Here is a 23,743-nt window from a genome sequence, read left to right as displayed (position 1 = left end):
AAAGGTAATGCCCCGCGACCGGACAGGTGCCGATGGCGGAAAATTTCGCGTGCAGGGTTGTATCCGGGCCGTGTGGGTGAACGGTAGTGTCATGTCACTGCGCTGGAATCTGGTGGGGATCGCGCTTGGCATGGCGGCGCTTCTGGCCCCGCAATCTGCGCTGTCGCATGCCACGCAGATACATGCACAATCAGTACAGGCCATTCGTCTGCATGCGCATTATGACACGGGCGCGCCGATGGCGCAGGCGCAGGTCATCATTCATGCGCCCGATGCGCCATCCGAAGTCTGGGGGCGCGGGGTCACAGATCGCGACGGGCATTTTGATTTCATACCGGATGATATTGCCGGGCGTTGGACTGTGCAGGTACGTCAGGCCGGGCATGGCGTCGTGGCCCATATAGATATTGGCGCAGGGGAACCCGTGATCATGGTCACATCCGCACAGGGCACATGGCTGCAACGCGCCGTGATGATTGCACTTGTAGCGTGGGGGGCATTGGGCACAGCGCTGTTTGCGTGGCGCAAAAAAGGCAGGCCGGATGCATTTGCCTGACGGGATTGTTCCGGTTGAATTCGCGCTTGCGGGCTATGCGGCAAGTGGCGTGTTGACCGCGCTTGCGCTGTCGCAGTTGAACCGCCAGCCCGACCCGCGCGCGGCAATCCCGCGCGCGGCCATGCTGACGACAGTGTTTTTCGCGGCAGCGCTTGTCGCCATTCCGGTGCCGCCGACATCGGTGCATCTGATGCTGTCGGGGCTGATGGGGGTGATGCTGGGCTGGTTTGCCATGCCCGCAATCATGGTGGGGCTGTTTTTGCAGGCGGTGCTGTTTGGCCATGGCGGCTTAACCACGCTGGGGCTGAACGGAGTTATTGTAGGACTGCCCGCGCTGCTGGCTTTCGGATTCTGGCAACTGGCGGGGCGGCGCTGGCCGGATATGGCTGCGCTGGTTGCGGGCAGTGGCGCGGTGGTCCTGGGGCTGGCGGTTTTCGCCGCGATCGTGCTTGCGGGCCTGCCGGTTGCGCTGGATTCAGGGGCTGAATCGCTGGCGATCAGGGCGTTTTTGCTGGCGCATCTGCCACTGGTTCTGGCCGAAGGGGTGATTGTACTGGCGCTTATGCGGGTGCTGCGCCGGGTGGAACCGGGGTTGGTGCCGCATGTCTGATTGTGTTGCCACTGGCCCGGACGTGCGGCCACCGGTGCAACCTGACCCGCGCGCAAGGCTGGTCATGGCGCTGATACTGGCGTTTGCATTCGCGGCTGTCGGCAATGTCATGCTGCTGCCCGTGCTTGGTATGGTCGCACTGGCTGTGCTGGCGCTGTCGGGTGCGGCCGTGGGCGTGGTCTTGCGGCGGTTGCGCGGGGCAGGGGTGCTGGCCCTGGGGGTTGTACTGATCCTGCCATTTGTGACGGGCGATCAGGTGCTGTGGCAATTCGGCCCGCTGCGCTGGCATGCCGAAGGGCTGGCGGCGGGACTGCTGATCGGCGGGCGGCTGCTGGCGATTGTGACGGTCACACTGGCATTTCTGACCCCGTTGCCGCCCTTCCGGTTGGTGGCTGGCGCGCGTGCGCTGGGGGTACCGACGCTGATGGCCGATCTTGCGCTGCTGACGCTGCGCTATCTGGACGAATTGCGCGCTGAACTGGCGCGCGCAATGCTGGCGCGGCGCTTGCGCGGCGGCAAGGGGGGCTGGCGCGGGTTGTCCGATTATGGCGTGATTCTGGCCGCTGTGCTGATCCGAAGCCACAGACGCGCCGAACGACTATGGGCCGCGATGCGCCTGCGTGGCTATGGTGCCGGGGTGGCGCAGTCCCTGCCGCCGCTTGCCGCGCGCGCGCGCTGGGGCATGGTTCTTGTCGCGGCGGGGGGCGTTGCGCTTGTGCTGCTGGATCGCGCAATATGAACGGGGACAGGCCAACACCGATGACAGAATTGCTGCATCTGGATGCGCTGTCCGTAGGCTGGCCGGGACAGGCACCGGTTCTGGCAGATATTTCGCTGATGCTGCATCATGGTGAACGCGTCGCGCTTGTCGGCCCCAACGGTGCGGGCAAAAGCAGCCTGTTCCTGTCCATTGCAGGCGTGCTTGCGCCGCTTGGCGGTCAGGTCCGCCTGATGGGCCGGCAGATGCAGACCGGGCAGTTCCTGCCCGATGTCGCATTAGTGTTCCAACAGGCCGAGGATCAGCTTTTCTGCCCGACGCTGGCCGAAGACGTGGCATTTGGTGCGCGCAACATGGGGCTGGCGGGCGCTGCACTGGATCTGCGCGTGGCGCAGGCGCTGGCGGCCTGTCACCTGACCGGACTGGCCACGCGGCCGGTGCATCAGCTTTCGGGGGGCGAGAAACGCCGCGCCTGCATTGCAGGGGCGCTGGTGATGCAGCCCGCGCTGATGCTGCTGGATGAACCCAGCGCGGGGCTGGATCTGCGCAACCGCCGCAATCTGATGACGCTGCTGCGCCAGACTGGTCAGGCGTTGCTGATTGCCAGCCATGATCTGGAACTGGTGCTGGAACTGTGCCCGCGTGTCATCCTGATAGATCAGGGCCGCATCTGCGCCGATGGTCCCGCCCGCGAGGTGCTGGGTGATGCGGGGCTGATGGCCGCGCATGGGCAGGAAGTGCCCCATTCCCTGACCCCGCATGAGCGCGCGCCGCATATGCATTGGCCACAGGCCGGCAGCGGTTCCTGACCTGACATCTCAGAAGCTGTTCTTCACATGCAGGTGTTCATGCGCTGTTTTCTGCCCGTCACCATGGTCATGGGTATGGTGACGGGCCTCAACAGGGATCAGGAACAGGTTGCCATGCATGACCCCGCGCTGGCCCAGCACCCCGTCCGCATAGGCCTGTATTGCCGCCACCTGCCCGCGCAGGATGGCGGTTTCCAGACAGGTATCATGATCCAGGTGCACATGGGTCGTGGTTACTGTCAGCGCGTGGTGGTCATGGTGGTGATGCATCAGCCGACGGGCCAGATCGCGGGTGTCGTGGTCATAGACGTAAGACAGAACGCCCATCGCATCACCATCTTCCGGTCCCCGACCCTGATCGCGCAGACCTGAGCGCAGCAGATCGCGCACTGCTTCCGACCGGTTGTCATAGCGCCGCGCCGCCACAAATGCATCCAGTTCGGCGCATAGCGTATCTGGCAGCGTAATGGTAACACGTTGCATGAGCATATATCCTTGTTTTGCGTTCAGGCTGGCATGACATGTGGCAGGCGGCAAGTGAAGAAACGCGCCAGTCGCGCAGAAACGGGCGGCCCTTTGATACGACTGCCTTGAGCTGAAAAGATGCGAACCAAGCGGAATTTATTCTGTCGCTTGTCCGGCCCCTCTGGTAAATTTATCGGGCTATGCCGGTGAAAATCTCGTCCAGAATTGCGGATTTTGTGGATGCATTGCCGCTGCGGCCGGGTCTCCGGGTTCTGGAAATCGGGTGCGGCCCCGGTGTGGCCGCGCGAGAGGTATCGCGCCGGATCGGTGATGGCAGGATTCTTGCCATAGACCGGTCGGCGAAAGCCATCGAGCTTGCTATGCGCTGTTCGGTATCAGAACTCGAAGCGGGTCAACTGGAATTCAGAACGGTGGCTATAGAGGATTTCGCGCTCGTACCCGGTGAAGGTCGGTTCGACCTTGCCTTTGCCATGCGCGTGGGGGCGCTGGACGGTCGCCACCCCGACGCGGGACGGCGCGCGATGAAGAAGCTGAAAGCCGCCCTCAAACCGGAAGGATTGCTCATCATTGATGCTTCCGTGCCGATCAGAGGTGACGAGATCGATACCTGACAACAAGATTTTCACAGGTGCCTGCCTTTGTGGGCGCTGCCGCTGGCAGGCCACAGGAGAACCTGAATTCGCGGGCTACTGCCTATATTCGCATTGCCGCCGGATGTCTGGGCCGGGACGAACACCATTTATGGGATTCGAGCAGGGTCGCGTCAGAATCCGGGGTGACATGCGCCAGTATGAGGATACGAGCGATGCAGGCCAAGGTATCGTCCGTTATTTCTGCACGATATGCGGCACCCGCCTTTATTCGGTGCCCGGCTCGGTGCCTGAACTCCGCATCTTCTATGCCGGTGTTGCGCCAGGGTGCTGACCGGGTTTACTTGGTGGATATTTGAACCAGAATGAATGGAGGTCTGGTTTCCCGCGACTGTTTTTCAACAGGTCATGGCGTGGCCCGGTCATGCTGAAGCACTCTGTTTGCGGGGGGGGCGGTTGGGGCAGGGATGAAACCCGCGCTATGGCGGTCCGCGTGACCACCGGGACGTGCAATGCGCATGCAGGTCTGGGTCAGATCGTTAAAAAAACGGGGGGTGACTTTTGTCACCCCCCGCCTTTTATCTTGTCACGTCCGTCGACGCTGAACGTATCGTTCAGGCGAGGGCGAGGTTCGTCGCGGATTCGCGGCCATTGCGGTCGCTTTCCAGATCGAATGTGACGGCCTGGCCGTCATCAAGCTGGCGAATGCCTGCGCGTTCCAGAGCGGTCACATGGACGAAAACGTCCTTGGAGCCATGCTCGGGAGCGATAAAGCCAAAACCTTTGGTTGCGTTGAACCATTTCACGGTGCCATTAGCCATCGTGATATCTCCTTAATTTAGTACCACCCGCGTCATTGCGGTGGCCTGGCCCAGTGTCGTCAGAGTCGCAACTGAAGCCGGAAGGAGACAGAAGATCGAATGAAGAAGCTATGCCTGCCCTATATGTCTGCTTGCGGGTACGATTGCAAGGGGTCTCCGGGATAAAGTTGCAGGCAGGGTATGGTTTGTGCGGATGTACGGTCCCCCGGGCAGGTGGCAGGGATGGTCAGAACCGGATTGCGCGCAACGATACCTGCAAGCGCAATGACGCCGGTCATCGATATGGCCGGGAAGGTGCCGCCTGCAACTGTTCAGAGGTTCGGGAGAAGCACACAGCAACGAACAACGGAAATATTATTAACTTCGATTATCGTTTCTGGCTAATTGGTAACGCTGTGTTAATCTTCCCTTCGGGAGAACATGATGAAAGAACTTACCCTGCGCCAGATAGAGGTTATTCGCGCCGTCATGCTACGCGGCACCATCAGCGGTGCTGCGGAATTTCTGGGCGTGTCGCCGCCGGGAATCAGCCGCCTTGTCAAACATACCGAAGAAACCCTTGGCCTGCGCCTGTTTGAGCGCCGCGAAGGGCTGTTCATCCCGGCAGTGGAGGCAGGCGCAGTGTTTGATCAGGTGCGCGAAGTGCATCGCGGGGTGGAAAACCTGCATCATGCGCTGGTCAATCTGCAAAAGGGTGACGGGGCGGATCTGGCCTTTGCATCCGCGCCATCAGTGGCGCAGTTCATTGCCGCGCGGGTGCTGCGGTCAGTGCGGGCGCGCTATCCGGACCTGTTTATTGATCTGAATATCCTGAAGATCGAAGAAACCGTTGAGTACCTGCTGCTGGAACGGGGTGAATTCGTGATCATGTCATCGGCCATTGAGAATCCGGGGGTAGAGAATATCGAACTGGCGCGCGGGCGCATTGTTGTCATCTTGCCCGAAGGTCACAGGCTGGCGGAACGCGCGGTCTTGTCGGTGCATGATCTGGTGGATGAACCGCTGATCGGTGTTGACCCGTCCGATCCGTATGGCGCCATTCTGACCAGACCTTTCCGTGATGCAGGGATTGAATTGCGCCAGTCTATGCGGGGACGGTTCGCGCAAACGGTGGTCAGTCTGGTGCGGCACGGGTTGGGGATTGCCTTGATTGACGAATTTTCCGTGGCCGAAGTGTATCTGCCCGGCCTTGTGCGCCGCCCCCTGCAGGAGGAAGCGACCGTGCATATCCATGTGGTGCGCAAGAAAGGGCGCAACCTGTCCAATTTCGCCGAATACACGATCAAGCGGTTCCGGCATGAATTGCGTGCCGCGACCGACAGCTGACATCGCGCTGCGCCGCACTGGAATGAACATTATGTTCATATGGCGTCAGATTTGATATTTGACGTTATGTCTGGAACGCTGAATAATACCGTCAGCGCGCAATGAACTTCGGGCCTATTATAGCGTTTGGGGGCGGGTTTGCACCTTGTGCCCATCCGCGCCAAGGCCCGCGCGCAAGGCCATGACGGGCGCGGAACGGGCTCCGACGTTCATTCCATGCCTGCCGAAACACGGTTTCTGACGGAATGCCACTTGATCTGGCGCGCTTGTGCGCGGATTTGCAAATCCCATCGGAGGGAAGATGAAACTTTCGCTTGCCACAGTATCCATTGCCGGTGATCTGCGCCAGAAGCTGGAAGCCATCGCCGCAGCCGGGCTGGATGGGGTCGAGATATTTGAGCAGGATCTGATTGCCTCTGATGTCAGTCCGCGCGAAATCGGGCGTATGGTGCGCGATTCCGGGTTGGAAATAACACTGTTCCAGCCATTCCGCGATTTCGAGGGACTGCCAGAACCCCTGCGCAGCCGCGCTTTTGCGCGGGCAGAGCACAAGTTCGACCTGATGGGCGAGTTGGGCTGCGATCTGATGCTGGTCTGTTCCAACCTGCATCCGGCGGCGCGGGGGGGCGTTGACCGGTCTGCCGCTGATCTGCGCGAGTTGGGTGAACGTGCCGCAAGCCGTGGCCTGCGTGTGGGGTATGAAGCGCTGGCCTGGGGGCGTTATGTGAACGACCACCGTGATGCCTGGGAAATCGTGCGCCGCGCTGATCATCCCGCGCTTGGGCTGGTGCTGGACAGTTTTCATACCCTTGCGCGCGGCATTGACGTGGACACCATCCGCCAGATTCCGGGGGACCGCATTTTTTATGTGCATCTGGCCGATGCGCCAAAGATCGATATGGATCTGCTGTATCTGTCGCGCCATTTCCGCTGCATGCCGCTGGAAGGGGAAATGGATGTCGTAGGTTTTACGCGGGCTGTGCTTGCCACTGGCTATGACCATGTGTTCAGCCCTGAAATTTTCAATGACCAGTTCCGCGGCGGTGTTGCAGGGGTGATTGCGCATGATGGTCTGCGCGCGTTGAAAGCGTTGCTGGACGCTGCGCGACGCGCGGAACCGGACCTGCCCCAGCGCCTGCCGGTCATGCCCGCACCCCAGCAGGTTCAGGACGTGGCCTTTCTGGAATTTGCTGCGTCTGCCGAAGAAGAACCGGATCTGGGCGCATTCCTGGCGCGCGCGGGGTTCGAACATGCAGGCAGGCATGTGTCGAAATCCGTGTCGCTGTGGCGTCAGGGCGAGATCAACATTCTGATAAACACTGAAAACAAGGGGCATGCCCACCTGACATGGGTGAACCACGGCACCAGCGTCAGTGAAATTGCCCTGCAGGTGCCCGACGCCAGCGCCGTTCAGACCCGCGCGCGCGAATTGGGGGCCGATGCGGATGACGCAACCGAACACGGCCCCGGCGAACTGGCCATCCCGGCCCTGCACAGTCTGGGGGGCGGGTTGTTGCGTTTGCTGGATGACGGGCCGGAACTGCGGCGTATCTGGGAACGTGATTTCGCGGTGCAGCCCGTGTCGGGCGGGGCCGGGCTGACGCGCATCGACCATATCGGCCAGACCATGGCCTATGACGAAATGCTGAGCTGGTCACTTTATTATACAACGCTGTTTGATGCGCAGAAATCACCCATTGTGGATGTCATTGATCCCGGCGGGCTGGTGCGGTCGCAGGCCATCAGAAGCGGCGGCTTGCGCCTGACGCTGAACGGGGCGGAAAACCACCGCACCTTCGCGGGGCGCTTCATTCAGGACAGTCTGGGCGCATCAGTCCAGCATGTGGCCTTCGGCACCGATGATATCTTTGCGACCTCCGCCAAGCTGGCGGCCTGCGGGTTTGAACGGCTGCGTCTGGGCGCAAATTACTATGCCGACCTGAAGACCCGTTTCGGATTGCCGGAAGACCTTTTTGCGCGGCTGGAAGCCGAAAGCATTCTTTATGACGAAGAAGAGGGTGGCAGTTTCTTCCAGCTGTTCAGCAAACCGCGACGTGACGGATTGTTCTTCGAGATTGTGCAGCGGGACGGGAATCACGCGGGATATGGCGCGGCGAATGCCCCATACCGCATTGCCGCACAGCGCCGGGTGTCGCGCGCGCAGGGCATGCCACTGCGCTAGGTGTTCATCGCATGTCACGAAACGAAGCAGGAACCGGTTTTCTGCTACTCGGACATGCGAAGTCATCAGGCCGGAATGCGGCGCGATCTGCTTCCGGCCAGGCGATGCTTTGAAAACACCAAGCGCCCCATCATGCCGTCTTCGGTTGGCCCGAAGGTTCCGCGTACACAAACCGGTGCGCGACTGGCCCGGATTTCAGGCGTTCTGCGCTGAATCATGCGCTTCCTGCGCGGCCACCCAAAGCGTTTCGGCGCGGTCCAGCGCATCCATCACTTCGGCGTATTTGCGTTGCCACACGCCTAAGTCCCCCTCGCGGCCCTGTTCATACAGTTCCGTATCGGCGAGTTTGGTGGCCAGTTTGCTGCGCATGTCTTCCAGCTTTGCGATGCGGGCTTCGGCCTTGCGCAGATCGCTGCGCAGGGTTGAAATATCTTCGCGGCTGGCGCGTTTGGGCTTTGGCGTGCTGGGTTTTTCGCGCGCGGGCTTGTCATCGTTGGACAAAAGGAACGTACGATAGCTTTCCAGATCACCTTCATAGGGGGTGACCTTGCCGCCCGATACCAGCCACAGCCGGTCCGCCACCAGCGACAGCAGGTGCATGTCATGGCTGACCAGAACCACAGCGCCAGTATAGACGGTCAGCGCGTTGACCAGCGCTTCGCGCGATTCGATGTCCAGGTGGTTGGTCGGTTCGTCCAGAATCAGCATATGCGGCGCATCTAGTGTGGCCAGCAGCAGCGACAGGCGGGCTTTTTGCCCCCCCGACAGCCGCGCGACCACGGTTTCTGCCTGTTCCGCCATCAGCCCGAAACCGGCCAGCCGCGCGCGCAGGCGGGGCGGCGCTTCCATCGGGCGCATGCGCTGCAAATGTTGCAGGGGCGTTTCGTCCAGTTCCAGTTCATCCACCTGATGCTGCGCAAAATAGCCCACGCGCAGCTTGTTGGCGCGGGTCATCTGACCATTGCCTTCAAGTTTGTCGGCCAGCAATTTCGACAGGGTGGATTTGCCTTCGCCATTGCGCCCCAGCAGGGCGATGCGGTCATCCTGATCGATGCGCAATTCCAGATTGCGCAGAACGGGCGGGCCGCCATAGCCCACTGAAACCCCGTCCAGCCGCAGAATGGGCGGTGACAGTTCTTCCGGGGCGGGGAAGGTGAAAACATGGCGCGCGGCTTCGGCCGGGGGGGTAATGGGCGTCAGCTTTTCCAGCATTTTCAGCCGTGACTGCGCTTGCTTTGCTTTTGAAGCCTTCGCGCGGAACCGGTCCACGAATTTCTGCATATGGTCGCGTTTAGCGGCAACTTTCTGCGCCTCGGCGGCCAGAACGGCACGCTGTTCGGCGCGGGTACGTGCGAACGTGTCGTAATTGCCTGCATAAAGCGTAAGTTTGCGGTCTTCCAGATGCAGGATATGGCTGACCGCGCGGTTCAGCAAACCGCGGTCATGGCTGATGATGATGACCGTGTGGGGGTATTTCGCCAGATAGCTTTCCAGCCACAAGGCACCTTCAAGGTCCAGATAGTTGGTCGGCTCATCCAGAAGCAGCAGATCGGGCTGCGCAAACAGCACCCCCGCCAGTGCCACCCGCATCCGCCAGCCGCCCGAAAAATCCGAACAGGGGCGGGCCTGTGCTGCTGTGTCGAACCCAAGCCCCTTCAGGATGGAACTTGCGCGCCCTTCGGCGGACCATGCGTCAATATCCGCCAGACGTGTCTGCACAGCGGCAATGCGCGCGGGGTCCGTGGTGGTTTCGGCTTCCGCCATCAGGGCGGCGCGTTCGACATCGGCCTGCAGAACCGTTTCCAGCAGGGATGTGGATGAGGATGGCACTTCCTGCGCCACGCCACCGATGCGCGCGCGCGATGGCAGCGTGATCGCGCCCCCTTCCAGCGGCAGGTCACCCCGGATCATGCGAAACAGCGTGGTTTTGCCAGTGCCGTTGCGCCCGACCAGCCCGACCTTGTGGCCTGTGGGAATATTGGCCGAAGCCCCGTCAAACAGGGGGCGACCGTCGATGGAGAATGTGATGTCGTCTATATGCAGCATGCGGGCGAAGTGCCTGTAAATCAGCGGCGCGTCAAGGTGGGCTGTCAGCCTGACATGAAAACCCCCGGCACCGCGACGGGCCGGGGGATCAGCATTGCCGCCCGCGCATGTCAGTCGCGCAGCGTTTCGGCCACCATCGCCAGTGTGTCAGCGGGAACAAAACCGCGCAGGAATTCGGTTTCCATAATGAAGCTGGGCGTGCCGCTGATCTGCAGACGCTGCGCCAGCATCCGGTTTTCGCTAAGGATTTCGGTGATGCTGTCATCATCGAGCATGGCCAGCACGTCGTTCCCGTCAAGGCCCATATCTTCGGCCAGACTGGTCAGAAGTTCGGGGGTGTAGCGCCCTTCATACTGGATCAGCGCGGAATGCACTTCGCCATAGGCGTCATCGCCGGCCAACTGTTTTACGGCGATCGCGAAACGTGATGCCAGTTCGGATTCCGGCCCGAGAATGGGGAATTCCTTGATGATCAGGCGCACATTGCCGTCCTGTTCCAGAAAGCTGGTCACTTCGGGATAGGCGCGTTTGCAAAACCCGCATTGATAATCCATGAATTCCACAAGGGTCAGATCCCCGTCAGGGTTGCCACCGACCCACGAATACCCGTCATTGAAGATTTTGTCATAATTGGCGTCGATCAGGGCAAGATCCATATCCGCCTGCGATGCGGTATTGCGCATTTCATATTCGGCCACCGCCTCGAAAATGACTTCGGGGTTCTGCAGTAGGTAGCTGCGCACTTTCTCACCGAATTCTGCATCCACAGCGACAGTATCGGACAGGGGCTGCGCGCCCGGCGTGTCCTGCGTTGTTTCCTGCACGGTCTGTTCGTCTGCGGGAATGTCCACCGGCGCGGACCCGCCCGCGCCGGACAATACCACAACCCCAAGGGCCGCTGCCGCCATGCAGGTTGCAATCAGGGCGGTGTCGGTCACGGGAAGGGTCATGTGCTGCTCCTTGTAAAGCTGGCCCTTGCGCAGTGCGATCAGGGGCCGGGTAAATCCGTCTTTGGTTCCTTAAACCCTGTGGCAGGGCCAGAATCAACCCAAAGGGCGCGGACAAATCGTCGCTTTCGCAGAATTGATCGCGGGGCTGCGCATTCCGGTCGGACAGGGCGGGGTTGGTCATTTGCGCTGCCTGCCTTTCAGTGTAATGTCGCGCCCGACAACAGCAATCGAGCGGGCAGACAGGTGAACAGGGGCGTGACGCGAAATCCGCTGGATTGGGCGGCTGTTCTGGGCTGCGTCCTGATCCTTGTGCTGATGGCGCAGCCCGCGCAGGCGCAGCAAAACCGCCTGCTTGCGCAGGCGCGTGTGCTGGCTGAAGAGTCCCGCCTGGAAAGCAATCCCCAATCCCTTCTGCTGGACCTGTCGTTGAGTCAGGCAGTACCCTACCGGGTGCGGGTGCTGCATATGCCGCCCCGCCTTGTGCTGGATCTGGGCACAGTAGACTGGGCGCAGGGCGCAGTCGGGTCCGGTAATCCGGGGGCAGGGGTGCGCAATATGCGCACGGGCACGCTGCCGGATGGCTGGGCGCGGCTGGTGCTGGACATGACTGGGCCATATCTGCCCTATCTGACCGAACAGCGCGTTGACCCCGAAACGGGACAGGCGCGCATTCATCTGGCACTGCGCCGTGTCCCGCTGGATGAATTTGAGGAACGCGCGACAAGCGAATCGGCATTTCTGGCGCGCTATCCGGCGGGCCTTCTGCACCCGCCATCTGCGAATGAGGCTGCGCCGCGCGATGGCCCCGCGCGGCCTGTGGTCATGCTGGACCCGGGCCATGGCGGCATTGATCCCGGTGCCGAACGTGATGGCATCCGCGAATCCGATCTGGTGCTGGCCTTTGCCCGCCGCCTGCGTGAAGAATTGTTGCGCCGGGGGCAGGTTGATGTCGCCATGACCCGCGATGCGGATGTCTTTGTGTCGCTGGACGGGCGGATCAGGGCGGCGCGGGCGGCGCAGGCCGACCTGTTCCTTTCGCTGCATGCAGACGCGCTGCCCGAAGGGCTGGCGACGGGCACGGTGGTTTACCTGCTGGGTGAAGATGAAGGCGACGATGCAGCCGCATATCTGGCGCAGCGCCATGACCGCGCCGACCTGCTGGCCGGCGTAGATCTGGCGCGCAGCAGCGATGAGATTGCGCGCGTGCTGATGTCGGTGACATGGCAGGACACGGTGCCGCGCTCTCGGGCGTTGGCGGATGCGCTGGTGGATGGAATTGCCGCAACCGGCCTGCGCCTGCACCGCCGCCCCGTGCAGGCGGGAGCCTTCAGTGTGCTTCGCGCGCCTGACATGCCGTCGGTTCTGATTGAGCTTGGCTTCATGTCCAGCCCGCGCGATCTGGCCAATCTGCGCGATCCTGACTGGGCCGCGCGCATGGCCGACGCGATTGCGGATTCCATAGACGCCTGGCTGCTGGACGATCAGGCCCGGAACCTGTTGCGCAGGCAGTGAATTCAGTGCATCCGGCACCCCCGGCAAGGCATCCGCTAAAACCCGGGAAAGTGATTGGCTGGTTTTTGACCTGCTGAAGGAATGCGCGTATAAGCGCGCCACATGGTCCAAGGGGTTCCACGCGTGCTAAGAGCGATTCTATCATTTTTCGGCGGTCTGTTCAGTTTCGCCATTACGGCTGCGTTTTTTGTCGCACTTGCCGTTGGCGGGGTGTTCTGGATGTATGGGCAGGATCTGCCCAGCCATGAACAATTGGCCAACTATTCCCCCCCCACCATCAGCCGAATTTATTCCGGCGAAGGGCGGCTGATCGATGAATTCGCAACTGAACGGCGGCTTTTTACCCCGATTGATGACATTCCGGAACTGGTCAAGGATGCCTTTATCAGTGCCGAGGACCGCAATTTCTATGCGCATGGCGGGTTTGATCCACGCGCGATTGCAGTTGCCGGGTATGAAGCGGTCGTCTCACGCGGGCAGAATGTGCGCGGCGCGTCCACGATCACGCAGCAGGTGATGAAAAACTTCCTGTTATCGGGCGACCGCACGGGTGAACGCAAGATCAAGGAACTGATACTGGCATCGCGTGTGGAAGGGACGTTGACCAAGGACCAGATCCTTGAACTGTACCTGAACGAGATATTTCTGGGCCAGAATTCCTATGGGGTGACGGCGGCTGCGCAGACCTATTTCAACAAGACGCTGGATGAGTTGGAACTGCATGAAGCGGCGTTTCTGGCCGCGCTGCCACAGGCCCCGTCGAACTATCATCCTGTGCGCAACCGTGACCGCGTTGTGGCGCGGCGCAATTATGTGCTGGGGGAAATGCTGCGTAACGGCCATATTTCGCGTGCAGAACATGACCACGCGCGCGACCTGCCGCTGCTGACTGTGCAGTCGGGCGATTTTGCCAGCCCGCGCGATAGCATTCCGCCGCGCGATTATTTTACCGATGAAGTGCGGCGTCAGCTTTCAGGCACATTCGGCGAGGAGGAATTCTTTACCGGCGGGCTGAGCATCCGTGCGACCATCGACCCCGAAATGCAGACCCATGCCGCCCATGCGCTGCAACGCGCACTGGAAGAATATGACCGCAGCCGCGGCCAGTTGCGCCCCAGCGGTGAAACACTTTCCCCCGACGATCTGGCGGAAGAGGCGAGATGGCGCGCGGCATTGGCCCGCGTTGAAATAGCGCGCGATATTACCCTGGGCGGGCGCTGGTATCCCGCTGTGGTGCTGGACGTGTCGCCCGATCAGGTGCGGCTTGGCATTGAAGATATCCGCAGCGATCAGGATGCCCCGCATGTCGTGGACCGCCCCGATATAAGCTGGGCGCGCGGGTCGCTATCCGATAATCTGTCAGTGGGTGATGTCGTCCATGTGCGCCGCGTTCTGGACAGTTCCGGTGAATTTCAGCGCTGGTCCCTGCGGCAGGTGCCCGAAGTGCAGGGCGGGTTGATGGCGATGGACGTCAATACAGGCCGTGTCATCGCCATGCAGGGCGGCTTTTCCTATGAGGATTCGGTGTTCAACCGCGCCACACAGGCGCAGCGCCAGCCTGGCTCCGCGTTCAAGCCGTTCGTTTATGCCGCAGCACTTGACAGCGGGTTCACCCCCGCCACGATCATCATCGATGCCCCGATCGAAGTTGAAACCGTTCAGGGTATCTGGCGGCCCACCAATGCCACCAACCAGTTTTATGGCCCGACGCCCGTGCGCACCGGGATTGAGATGTCGCGCAACCTGATGACTGTGCGGCTGGCGCAGGAAATCGGCATGGATGTTGTGGGCGGCTATTCCGAACGTTTCGGGGTTTACGACCGTTCGCAGCATTATCTGGCCGCTGCGCTGGGCAGTCAGGAAACCACGCTGTTCCGCATGGTCGCGGCCTATGCAATGTTTGCCAATGGCGGTGAACGGGTGGAACCGACGCTTGTGGACCGGGTGCAGGACCGGTGGGGCCAGACCATCTACCGTCATGACCAGCGCAATTGCGTGGATTGCAGCGAAGCGAACCTGCCCGAAGGGCGCGGGCCATGGATTACCTCGCAGCGCCAGCGCGTGATGGATGCGGTCACCGCCTATCAACTGACCTCCATGATGGAGGGGGTCGTGCAGCGCGGCACTGCGGCGCGCACCGTCAACCTGCCGGTGCCGACTGCGGGCAAGACCGGCACCACCAATGAAGCGCGCGATGTCTGGTTTGTGGGCTACACGTCCAATATCGTGGCTGGATGCTATATCGGGTATGATCAGCCGCGTCCGCTGGGGCGCGGGGCAGGGGGCGGCACCATGTGTGGCCCTGTGTTCAACGAATTCATGCAGGAAGCGGTCAAGAAATATGGCGGCAGCCGTTTCCGTGTGCCGTCCGGCGGGTATTTCATCAATATCGACCGTCACACTGGCGCAAGACTGCCCGAAGGGGCCAGTGGCGCAAATGTCATCGCCGAATTCTTCCGCGAAGGGGTGGAACCGATCTTTGGTCTGGCCGCGATCATCGATGGTGGTTTTGCGCTGGGGGGCGATCTGCCGATGTTCGAACCGGGCGAGTCCTATCAGGAGTTGCAGCGCGAGGATTCCGGCCGTGGCCAGTTGCCCGATGACCGCACCAGCGGTGGCGGCACGCCACCAGCGGCCAGTTTCGGCACAGTGTCAACGGGCGGGCTGTATTGAGGGCGCTGCGCGGCTGATGCAACCGATCTGAAACCGGTATTGTGGCACCAAAGGCGCGGAACAAAGGGCGCAAGCCCGCCGCGCCACAGGTCTGGCCGTCTCGCGGCCTGCCGGTTACCCAGCGTCACGCCAGGCCTTGAATGGCGGAGTTATGCCGCCTGCATAAAGTGAATTTCTCGAATGTAGGACCGGCAGACCCCGGCCCACCGTTGGCGCGGGCTATATCCATTCATCAATCTCCCAATCAGGCCAGAACCACCGCATCCGCCCCGGCTTTGGGCAATGCAATGCCGGCCTGCCCCCATCATCGCGGGCGCAGGTGGCTTGCCCCCGTTGCCCGGTCGCGGTATGGACAGACCCGGCTTTCAGCTACAGGAATGGACGATCCCCATGCGCGCAGAGACGCTTAGCACCATTGACGCGATCCGCAAATCACTGGCCCTGCTTGGTCAGCGGATGGATATCGACACCGCGCCGCACCGGCTGGAAGAATTCGACGCCATGACCGAAAACCCCGATCTGTGGAATGATCCTGCGCGCGCGCAGGCCCTGATGCGCGACCGCCGCCTGTTGGCAGATGCGCTGGGCACCTACCGCAGCATCGCGCAGGAACTGGAAGACCAGATCGGCCTGATCGAATTGGGAGAGGCAGAGGGCGATGCCGAAGTCATCGCTGAAGCCGAAGAGGAATTGCGCAAACTGGCCAAATCCGCCGCCGCCAAGGAACTGGAAGCACTGCTGAACGGCGAAGCCGACAGCAACGACACCTTCCTTGAAATCAACGCAGGCGCGGGCGGCACAGAAAGCTGCGACTGGGCGTCAATGCTGGCGCGCATGTATGTGCGCTGGGCCGAGAAAAAGGGCTATACGGTTGAACTGATGAGCGAGAGCGCGGGCGAGGAAGCGGGCATCCGGTCCGCCGCCTACAAGATTTCGGGCCACAATGCCTATGGCTGGCTGAAATCGGAATCGGGGGTTCACCGTCTGGTGCGGATTTCACCCTTTGACGGTTCGGCGCGGCGGCATACATCCTTCAGTTCTGTCTGGGTTTATCCCGTCGTTGATGAGAATATCGAGATTGACATCAACCCCTCTGACATCCGCATCGACACCTACCGGTCATCGGGTGCGGGCGGGCAGCATGTCAACACCACTGACTCCGCCGTGCGGATCACCCATATCCCGACCGGCATTGTCACCACATCCAGCCAGAAATCACAGCACCAGAACCGTGACATCGCGATGAACGCGCTGAAATCGCGGCTTTATGAGATGGAATTGCGCAAACGCACCGAAGCGATCGAGGCCGCACACGACGCCAAGGGCGACGCGGGCTGGGGTAACCAGATCCGGTCCTATGTGCTGCACCCCTATCAGATGGTGAAGGATCTGCGCACATCCTATGAAACATCGGACACGCAGGGCGTTCTGGATGGCGCTCTTGACGGGTTCATGGCGGCCACGCTGGCAATGGATGTGTCGGGCAAATCCCGCGCAGAGGCAAACGCCACCGACTGATGCGCGGTTCCCGCACGAAGCCGGCCCGCAAACCGCGTGAATGGCCCGCGCCGGCCATTGAATTCGCTTGCATGACGGAATGACGCAGCCCTATCCTTTCCCGCAGGGAACGGAGGACATCATGAGCGACAATTCAAGTCAGGGCACCCATCTGCCGCCATCTGTGATACCGGAACCGGGGGGCATAACCTTGGCCGATCTTGGCGCTGCGCTGCGCGCGGGATGGTCGGATTTCAGGCGGGCACCGCTGTTCGGACTGGCCTTTTCGCTGGTTTATGTGCTGGGGGGGCTGGTGCTTTACGCGGTGTTTCTGGCCTCGGGGCAAAGCTGGTGGTTCATTCCCATCGCTGTTGGGTTTCCGTTGCTTGCGCCCTTTGCCGCGACCGGCCTGTATGAGGTCAGCCGCAGGCTTGAACAGGGCGAACCGCTAAGCTGGGGGGCGGTTGCGGGCTGTGTTTTTGCGCAGCGGGACCGGCAGGTGCCGTCCATGGCCATGGTCATCATGCTGGCCTTCATGTTCTGGGTCTTCGTGGCGCATACTATTTTCGCGCTGTTTTTCGGCCTGCGCCCCATCACCAGTTCCACATTTGACATGCTGATGACGGGGTCGGGCGTGATGATGCTGCTGGTCGGCGGGGTGATTGGCGGCAGCATGGCTGCGCTGCTGTTTGCGCTTTCGGTCATCAGTCTGCCCTTGCTGCTGGACAAGGAGGTGGATTTCATAACGGCGATGATCACGTCTTTTTCGGCGGTCATGAAGAATTTATTTGTCATGGGCGTCTGGGCCGCCGTGATCGCGGCCATGCTGTTTGTTGCCATGCTGCCGTTTTTTCTGGGGTTGTTTGTCGTGCTGCCGGTTCTTGGCCACGCCTCCTGGCATTTATATCGGCAGATCCTGCGATAGCGTGCTGTCAGCAGCTTGAAACGGCGGGCACAGCGGGCAGGTCCCGTGTTCCGCACCCGTCCGCATCAGCAATGCATGCGGGTTTCCGCGCGCGGTCCATATTTCGCGAAAAACGAATCCCGAATCTTTCGGCGCTGAACCGGTTTTCTGCCGGGCTGTATTTTGGCGTGTGTGTTTCCAGTATAGGCACAATCCCGCGCAGTGCATCCCACCTTGCCGATAACGGAAAAAAACAGGCATTTTTTCCCATTTATAATGCGCGATATTGCCGTTATTATGCCACAATATCTATGTAAGCATGAAACCTGACAAATATGAGATGCGTTTGGGAAAGACGTGCTGCCTATCGTTTGGCAACTACCCGGCGGTTTCCGGTTCAGGTTTTCCCTTCGGCAATACGGTGTACAGAATAAAGGTTCAAGAACATGTCGGTGACCATCAATGACCTGATCAGACTGAGCGGAGCTGGCGTGGATACCGACAGCTTCAGGACAGTTTTCGGCTACGATCCCGACCCCGCACAAACGGAGCTGGTGGGCGTCCTTGATGGTATTACATTCGAACGCCCCGACGGTGTTGTGGATGAGTCCATTCCTGTCGGGTCAACTACCATCATCGATGGTGTGGAATATGAACTGGCCGGAATTTACAATTTCTGGGGCGCGTTCACGAAGATCGACCCGGAAACCGGCGAAGAATTCACCCAGTCGGGCCAGACAATCGGCCTTACACTGACTGCGGAGGACGGGTCTCAGATTTCCTTCATCTCGCCCGCCGATTCATTCAACCCCGACGATCCCTGGCAGCCCGGCCATATTCACGCAATCGAGGTGGCATCGCCCCCGACAGTTGAAGCCGGGATTAACGAAGGCCCGGAGGGTGGCAACAAACTGAGCGGCGATGATGATGTCACCATCCCGTGTTTTGTCGCGGGCACGCTGATTGATACGGCCGATGGGCGGAAACCGGTTGAACAGATCATGATCGGCGATCTGGTGATGACACGCGACAATGGTTATCTGCCTGTCGTCTGGGCGGGGTCGCGCGAACTTGGTGCACAGGAACTGGCAGAACACCCTGACTATAACGCCGTTATTATCCGCGCGGGTGCGCTGGGTGCGGGCCTGCCGCAGCGCGATTTGCGCGTGTCGCCCTGGCACCGCGTTCTTATCAGCGGGCAGCGCGCGGAATTGCTGTTTGGCGAACATGAAGTTCTGGTTCCCGCCATTCATCTTGTCGGGCAACCGGGCATTCAGCGTGACAGCGCCCCTGTGACCTATGTGCATGTCATGTTCAGCAGCCATCAGATTATTCGCAGCGAAGGGGCCTGGAGCGAAAGTTTCCAGCCCGGCCAGAAAACACTGGGTGGCATGGATGACATGCAGCGCGCTGAATTGCTGGCCTTGTTCCCCGAACTTACCAGCATCCCGGGGCAGGACGCCTATGTCGCAGCCCGGCTGACGCTGAAGGAAAGCGAAGTCCGCGCATTGCTCGCGGCCTGATCGCCTATTGATTGCAGGTTTCGGTTCCTGCCGCGCTGTATGCCAGCGCGGCAGTTTGCTTTTTCTGCATCGTCGTTCCGGGCGAAAACAGCCGTTGGGGCATGCACCAAGCCCGCGCTATTGGCAGGGCGCGGGACGGGCCGCCGAAGGCGTGGCGGGCTTGCGCCCTTTGCGTCGCGCCTTTGGGTGCGCAACTTCCGGTTCCGCCAGGTTTCATCAACCGCGTGGCTCCGGATTGCGGGATACTGCCCTTTTGGCAAACCGCCCGACAAGGAACAAGCTGGCACATGGCGTGGTTGCGCGCCCGCAAGATGCGCGCGTGTGTTTCGCCCTTTGGGGTGGACACTGACCGCGTCCCAAGGCAATCTGCGGCAAACATAGGCGGGGGTGTATTATGGTGGCAAAACGGGCGCGCAGTGTGTTGGTAACGGTTTTCGGTGTTATCGGCATTGCCTGTTTCGGCATTCTGGCGTTGGAATATGTCATCGCGCGATATGATGCGCTTGGCGCAATCATTGTGCTGCCTGAACCGCTTGGTCTGGGCGGGTTTTTGCAGGGCGTGCCGGACTGGGCCGCTATTGCGATGACGTCGGGAATCTGGCTTGGCCTGTTGGGGGCAGTGCTGTTGTTGCTGGGGGACCGGGCATCAGTGCTGGTTCTGGCGCTTGCGTTTGTGGCAAGCCTTGTGGCGCTGGTCTGGGGCGTGCTGGCGTTTTTGCAGGGGCACACTGAGATCATGGAAATCAGGCCGCTGGAATACGCGTCTGCGCTGGCATTCGGTAGTTTCGGGATGTGGGTCTATGCGCGCACGGCAAAACGGTCCGGGCGTCTGTAACCCACGTTTCACCCTGTCTGGCACTGGCGGGTGCGGCCTTGCTTGAACCGGGCCAGCATTTGGCCCTTTCTACAATACTGGAGAACCCTGATGAAGCGTCACGCAAACCTGGCAGAGGCCATTGGGAACACGCCATTGATCCGGCTGAACAAGGTAAGCGACGCAACCGGCTGCGAAATCCTTGGCAAGGCAGAGTTTCTTAACCCCGGCCAGTCGGTCAAGGACCGCGCAGCGCTGTATATTATCCGCGATGCGGTCGCGCGCGGGGCGTTGAAACCGGGCGGCACGATTGTTGAAGGGACCGCCGGAAATACCGGAATCGGGCTGGCGCTTGTGGGCGCGTCGATGGGGTTCCGCACGGTCATTGTCATACCTGAAACGCAAAGTCAGGAAAAAAAGGATATGCTGCGGCTGGCAGGTGCCGAACTGGTCGAAGTGCCCGCAGCCCCTTATCGCAACCCGGATAATTACGTGCGCTATTCCGGGCGTCTGGCCGAAGCCTTGGCGCAGACCGAACCCAATGGCGCGATCTGGGCCAACCAGTTTGACAATATCGCCAACCGTCAGGCGCATGTCGAAACCACAGGCCCCGAAATCTGGGCGCAGACGGATGGCCGTGTGGACGGGTTTATCTGTGCTGTGGGGTCTGGTGGCACGCTGGCCGGTGTTGCGCAGGCGTTGCAGCCCAGGGGCGTGAAAATCGGCCTGGCAGACCCTATGGGGGCGGCCCTTTACAGTTTCTACACCAGCGGCGAATTCAAATCCGAAGGCGGGTCCATCACCGAAGGCATCGGGCAGGGACGGGTGACGGCCAATCTGGACGGGTTCACGCCGGATTTCTGCGCGCAAATCCCTGATGAAGAAGCGCTGCCCTATGTCTTTGACCTGCTGGCCGAAGAAGGGCTGTGCCTTGGTGGGTCATCGGGCGTGAATGTGGCGGGTGCTGTGCGCATGGCGCGCGACATGGGGCCGGGACATGTGATTGTCACGGTGCTGTGCGACTACGGCACGCGCTATCAGTCAAAGCTGTTCAATCCCGAATTTCTGCGCAGCAAGGATTTGCCGGTGCCCGGCTGGCTGAACCGTGAGAACCGCACCCTTCCCACAGTGTTTGAAGGCTGATAGCTTTATCCCATGCAACTGATAAAAGTTTTCATTCTGGCGTGTTTCTGCACTATCGCCATTGTCGCGCCACCACAGGTAGTGCTGGCACAATCCACGGAACACGCGGCCAGCACAGCGCCGGATTATGAAGCATGGCGCAGTTTTGCGACACGGGCGGAAAACGTCATTGATGATGGCACCCCCACAGAGGAGGTGTTGGAGGAACTGCGACAGGAACTGGTCGCCTTCAGGTCGGCTTTTCTGGCGGCGCAGGATGCCAATCAATCCCGTATCGCCAGCCTGCGCGAACAGATTTCAGCCCTTGGTGCCGCACCGGAAGAAGGGGTATCCGAAGCACCGGAAATTGCCGCGCGCCGCGTAGAACTGCACGAACAGCTTGCGGCATTGCAGGCACCGGGAATTGCCGCGCAGGAAGCCTTTCGCCGTGCAGACGGGATGATCCGCCAGATTGATGTGCTTTTGCGCGAACGGCAGGCCGAAGCGCTGCTGGAACTGTGGCCATCGCCCATCAATCCTGTGAACTGGGTTGACGCAGCGGATGCTGTCTGGGACCGTGGGTTTACCTTCTATACGCAGGTCGCCAATGCGCTGACTGACCCCGCGCGCCTGCGTGAATTCCGCTCAAATCTGCCGATTGTGCTGCTGTTATTCGCTTTTGCGGGCTTCGTGTTGTTACGCGGACGGCTTTGGATCGAACGTGCCGTGTCGCGGCTGCTGCATGAAGGGGGCGCGCACAAAAGCAGACGTGTCTTTGCTGAAGTCGCATCGCTGGCGCAGATTATCGTTCCGGTGACGGCAGTTATTGCGGTTGCGGTGGCGCTGGACCTGACCGGGATTATCGGCGATATCGGCAGTGACCTGACCAATGCGTTGATCGGGTTCGGAATTATCTATTTCGCGGCGCGTTGGGCCGGGGGCGAGATTTTTCCCGCCGTTGACACGCCCCAGATGCCGCTGAAACTGCCAGAAACCCGCCGCCGTGAGGGGCGTTTCCTGTCGCATCTGATGGGGTTGATCTTTGGCCTGTCGCTGATGCTTATGGCGTTTATCGACCCCGATCAGCAGTCAGATACGGCGAATGCGGTCATCCTGTTCCCGGTTCTGGTGCTGGCAGGCATTGTGCTGATGCGCTTCGGGTCGTTGATGACGCTGCACACGAAACTTTGCGCCGATCAGGGCGACGAGCGGCGCTTCTATGACCGGATGATCAATATTCTTGGGCGCGGGGCGGTTGTCATTGGTGCGGGTGCGCCGGTTTTTGCTGCCATCGGCTATGTGCAGGCCGCTGAAGCCGTGCTGTTTCCTGCCGTCATGTCGCTGTGGCTTGTGGCCGTTCTGATCTTCATCGCGCAACTGGTGTCGGATTTCCATGATATGGTCACCGGGCGCAATCCGGATGATCCCGACGCCCTGATTCCGGCGCTGATCAGTTTTGGTCTGGTTGTGTTGTCGCTGCCGGTTTTCGCGCTGGTCTGGGGCGTGCGGCTGACAGAGTTGCTGGAAATGTGGCAAGTGCTGCGCGAAGGCTTCCGCATTGGCGACACACGGATTTCACCCACCAATATCCTTAGTTTCGTCATCATATTCTCAATCGGGTATATGCTGACGCGGATGGTGCAGGGCGCGCTTGGTTCCTCTGTCCTGCCCAAAACCAGGATCGACAAGGGTGGTCAGAAAGCTATTATTTCCGGCACTGGCTATATTGGTATTTTTATTGCAGGTCTGGTGGCCATTTCGACTGCCGGGATTGACCTGTCGGGACTAGCCATTGTCGCGGGGGCGCTGTCGGTTGGTATTGGCTTTGGCCTGCAGAACATCGTGTCCAACTTCATTTCGGGGCTGATCCTGTTGATTGAACGGCCGGTGGCCGAAGGGGACTGGATTGAGGTTGGCTCCACCATGGGCACGGTGCGATCCATTTCGGTACGCTCCACGATTATCGAAACCTTTGACCGGACAGATGTGATTGTCCCCAATGCCGATCTGATTTCGGGTACAGTGACGAACTGGACACGCTTCAGCCAGACAGGGCGCGTCATTATTCCCGTGGGCGTGGCCTATGGGTCGGATACCCGCAAGGTCGAACGCATCCTGAAAGAGATTGGCGATGCGCAGCCGCTGGCCCTTCTGGACCCTTCACCAGCAGTTCATTTTACGGATTTCGGGGCCGATGCGCTGGAATTCGAATTGCGTATTGTTATCAGTGATGTCGGGCTTGGTCTGGCTGTGCGAACCGAGGTGCGCCACCAGATTGCCGAGCGGTTCCAGCAGGAAGGGATAGAGATCCCCTTTGCGCAGCGCGATATATGGCTGCGCAATCCCGAAGTGCTGCGCGGCGATACGCCAGCGCCCGCAACGCCGGACGCCGAACCTGAAGCGGCGCAGCCGAAAGCCATGCAGCATGATGAGATCACAGAGGGCGATGCGGGCGGTGACACTGACCCCGACGGGCCGGACGGTCGCTGAGGGGGCGCGCGTTCCTGTCAGTTGTGCGCTTGAGGTTAGCGGCCAGGTGGAGCCGGGAGGCTGGTTGCACCCACGGTGAGAGAGGGTGAAGCCCCGCTATCGGCGGGCCACCGG

20 protein-coding genes are annotated in these 23,743 nt (G+C 60.6%); 16 read left to right on the top strand and 4 right to left on the bottom strand.

The genetic code is table 11. The annotated features are described in order from the left end of the window. Positions 1-91: 91 nt before the first annotated feature. The 4 genes from PUT78_RS08570 to PUT78_RS08555 are packed head-to-tail and all read left to right on the top strand — an operon-like array spanning position 92 to position 2,693. Positions 92-556, top strand: coding sequence for a carboxypeptidase-like regulatory domain-containing protein (locus tag PUT78_RS08570; RefSeq protein ID WP_274351842.1), 465 nt, complete (start codon positions 92-94; stop codon positions 554-556). Then, positions 543-1,166, top strand: a complete 624-nt coding sequence (cbiM, locus tag PUT78_RS08565) for a cobalt transporter CbiM (protein ID WP_274351841.1) — start codon at positions 543-545, stop codon at positions 1,164-1,166. The genes PUT78_RS08570 and cbiM overlap by 14 nt, the downstream gene beginning before the upstream one ends. After that, positions 1,159-1,905 (top strand): energy-coupling factor transporter transmembrane component T family protein, encoded by a 747-nt coding sequence (locus PUT78_RS08560; protein WP_274351840.1) that lies wholly within the window; start codon positions 1,159-1,161, stop codon positions 1,903-1,905. The genes cbiM and PUT78_RS08560 overlap by 8 nt, the downstream gene beginning before the upstream one ends. A 20-nt stretch (positions 1,906-1,925) precedes the next feature. Next, positions 1,926-2,693: an energy-coupling factor ABC transporter ATP-binding protein gene (locus PUT78_RS08555; protein ID WP_274351839.1), complete on the top strand. Its 768-nt coding sequence runs from the start codon at positions 1,926-1,928 to the stop codon at positions 2,691-2,693. A 9-nt stretch (positions 2,694-2,702) separates the two neighbouring features. On the opposite strand, the gene nikR is transcribed toward PUT78_RS08555, so the two are convergent. Further along, positions 2,703-3,176, bottom strand: a complete 474-nt coding sequence (gene nikR, locus PUT78_RS08550) for a nickel-responsive transcriptional regulator NikR (RefSeq protein WP_274351838.1) — start codon at positions 3,174-3,176, stop codon at positions 2,703-2,705. Between the two features lie 182 nt (positions 3,177-3,358). Here nikR and PUT78_RS08545 point away from each other — a divergent pair, with 182 nt between their 5' ends. Both PUT78_RS08545 and PUT78_RS23790 read left to right on the top strand, forming a co-directional pair. Then, the gene (locus PUT78_RS08545) at positions 3,359-3,790 is read left to right on the top strand and encodes an SAM-dependent methyltransferase (RefSeq protein ID WP_274351837.1); all 432 of its coding nucleotides are present in this window, start codon (positions 3,359-3,361) and stop codon (positions 3,788-3,790) included. Next, on the top strand, positions 3,750-4,103 hold the full coding sequence (locus PUT78_RS23790; protein ID WP_420793484.1) for a GFA family protein: 354 nt from the start codon (positions 3,750-3,752) through the stop codon (positions 4,101-4,103). The genes PUT78_RS08545 and PUT78_RS23790 overlap by 41 nt, the downstream gene beginning before the upstream one ends. A 280-nt stretch (positions 4,104-4,383) precedes the next feature. Here the strand turns inward: PUT78_RS23790 and PUT78_RS08540 are convergent, their stop codons facing one another. Beyond that, on the bottom strand, positions 4,384-4,590 hold the full coding sequence (locus tag PUT78_RS08540) for a cold-shock protein (RefSeq protein WP_228686443.1): 207 nt from the start codon (positions 4,588-4,590) through the stop codon (positions 4,384-4,386). A 420-nt stretch (positions 4,591-5,010) separates the two neighbouring features. Between PUT78_RS08540 and PUT78_RS08535 the strand changes: the two genes are divergently transcribed. Together PUT78_RS08535 and PUT78_RS08530 are read left to right on the top strand one after the other, a co-directional pair. Then, positions 5,011-5,916, top strand: a complete 906-nt coding sequence (locus PUT78_RS08535) for a LysR family transcriptional regulator (protein ID WP_274351836.1) — start codon at positions 5,011-5,013, stop codon at positions 5,914-5,916. A gap of 301 nt (positions 5,917-6,217) precedes the next feature. Beyond that, positions 6,218-8,098 (top strand): bifunctional sugar phosphate isomerase/epimerase/4-hydroxyphenylpyruvate dioxygenase family protein, encoded by a 1,881-nt coding sequence (locus PUT78_RS08530; RefSeq protein ID WP_274351835.1) that lies wholly within the window; start codon positions 6,218-6,220, stop codon positions 8,096-8,098. Positions 8,099-8,293: 195 nt separating this feature from the next. Here the strand turns inward: PUT78_RS08530 and PUT78_RS08525 are convergent, their stop codons facing one another. Together PUT78_RS08525 and PUT78_RS08520 are read right to left on the bottom strand one after the other, a co-directional pair. Beyond that, complete coding sequence (locus PUT78_RS08525) at positions 8,294-10,144, bottom strand: ABC-F family ATP-binding cassette domain-containing protein (RefSeq protein ID WP_274351834.1); 1,851 nt, start codon at positions 10,142-10,144, stop codon at positions 8,294-8,296. A 110-nt stretch (positions 10,145-10,254) separates the two neighbouring features. Further along, complete coding sequence (locus PUT78_RS08520; RefSeq protein WP_274351833.1) at positions 10,255-11,094, bottom strand: DsbA family protein; 840 nt, start codon at positions 11,092-11,094, stop codon at positions 10,255-10,257. 255 nt (positions 11,095-11,349) lie between these two features. On the opposite strand from PUT78_RS08520, the gene PUT78_RS08515 reads away from it, so the two are divergent. From PUT78_RS08515 to PUT78_RS08480, 8 genes are all read left to right on the top strand, one after another. Beyond that, complete coding sequence (locus PUT78_RS08515; RefSeq protein ID WP_274351832.1) at positions 11,350-12,606, top strand: N-acetylmuramoyl-L-alanine amidase; 1,257 nt, start codon at positions 11,350-11,352, stop codon at positions 12,604-12,606. A 123-nt stretch (positions 12,607-12,729) separates the two neighbouring features. Next, positions 12,730-15,279, top strand: a complete 2,550-nt coding sequence (locus PUT78_RS08510) for a penicillin-binding protein 1A (protein WP_274351831.1) — start codon at positions 12,730-12,732, stop codon at positions 15,277-15,279. Positions 15,280-15,669: 390 nt separating this feature from the next. Next, complete coding sequence (gene prfB, locus PUT78_RS08505) at positions 15,670-16,797, top strand: peptide chain release factor 2 (RefSeq protein WP_274351830.1); 1,128 nt, start codon at positions 15,670-15,672, stop codon at positions 16,795-16,797. Between the two features lie 121 nt (positions 16,798-16,918). Further along, on the top strand, positions 16,919-17,701 hold the full coding sequence (locus tag PUT78_RS08500; protein ID WP_274351829.1) for a DUF2189 domain-containing protein: 783 nt from the start codon (positions 16,919-16,921) through the stop codon (positions 17,699-17,701). A gap of 425 nt (positions 17,702-18,126) precedes the next feature. Next, a complete protein-coding gene (locus PUT78_RS08495) occupies positions 18,127-19,203 on the top strand; it encodes a Hint domain-containing protein (protein WP_274351828.1) in 1,077 nt (358 codons plus the stop codon). 394 nt (positions 19,204-19,597) lie between these two features. Next, on the top strand, positions 19,598-20,038 hold the full coding sequence (locus tag PUT78_RS08490) for a hypothetical protein (RefSeq protein WP_274351827.1): 441 nt from the start codon (positions 19,598-19,600) through the stop codon (positions 20,036-20,038). 90 nt (positions 20,039-20,128) lie between these two features. Beyond that, positions 20,129-21,160, top strand: coding sequence for a cysteine synthase A (locus PUT78_RS08485; RefSeq protein ID WP_274351826.1), 1,032 nt, complete (start codon positions 20,129-20,131; stop codon positions 21,158-21,160). Between the two features lie 12 nt (positions 21,161-21,172). Further along, a complete protein-coding gene (locus tag PUT78_RS08480) occupies positions 21,173-23,629 on the top strand; it encodes a DUF3772 domain-containing protein (RefSeq protein ID WP_274351825.1) in 2,457 nt (818 codons plus the stop codon). Positions 23,630-23,743 lie beyond the last annotated feature (114 nt).

Origin of the sequence: Roseinatronobacter alkalisoli (assembly GCF_028745735.1) — a bacterium.
Classification (GTDB): Bacteria; Pseudomonadota; Alphaproteobacteria; order Rhodobacterales; family Rhodobacteraceae; genus Roseinatronobacter; species Roseinatronobacter alkalisoli.
Note: the sequence above shows the minus strand (reverse complement) of the source record. Positions and strands in the feature narration are given on the sequence as shown.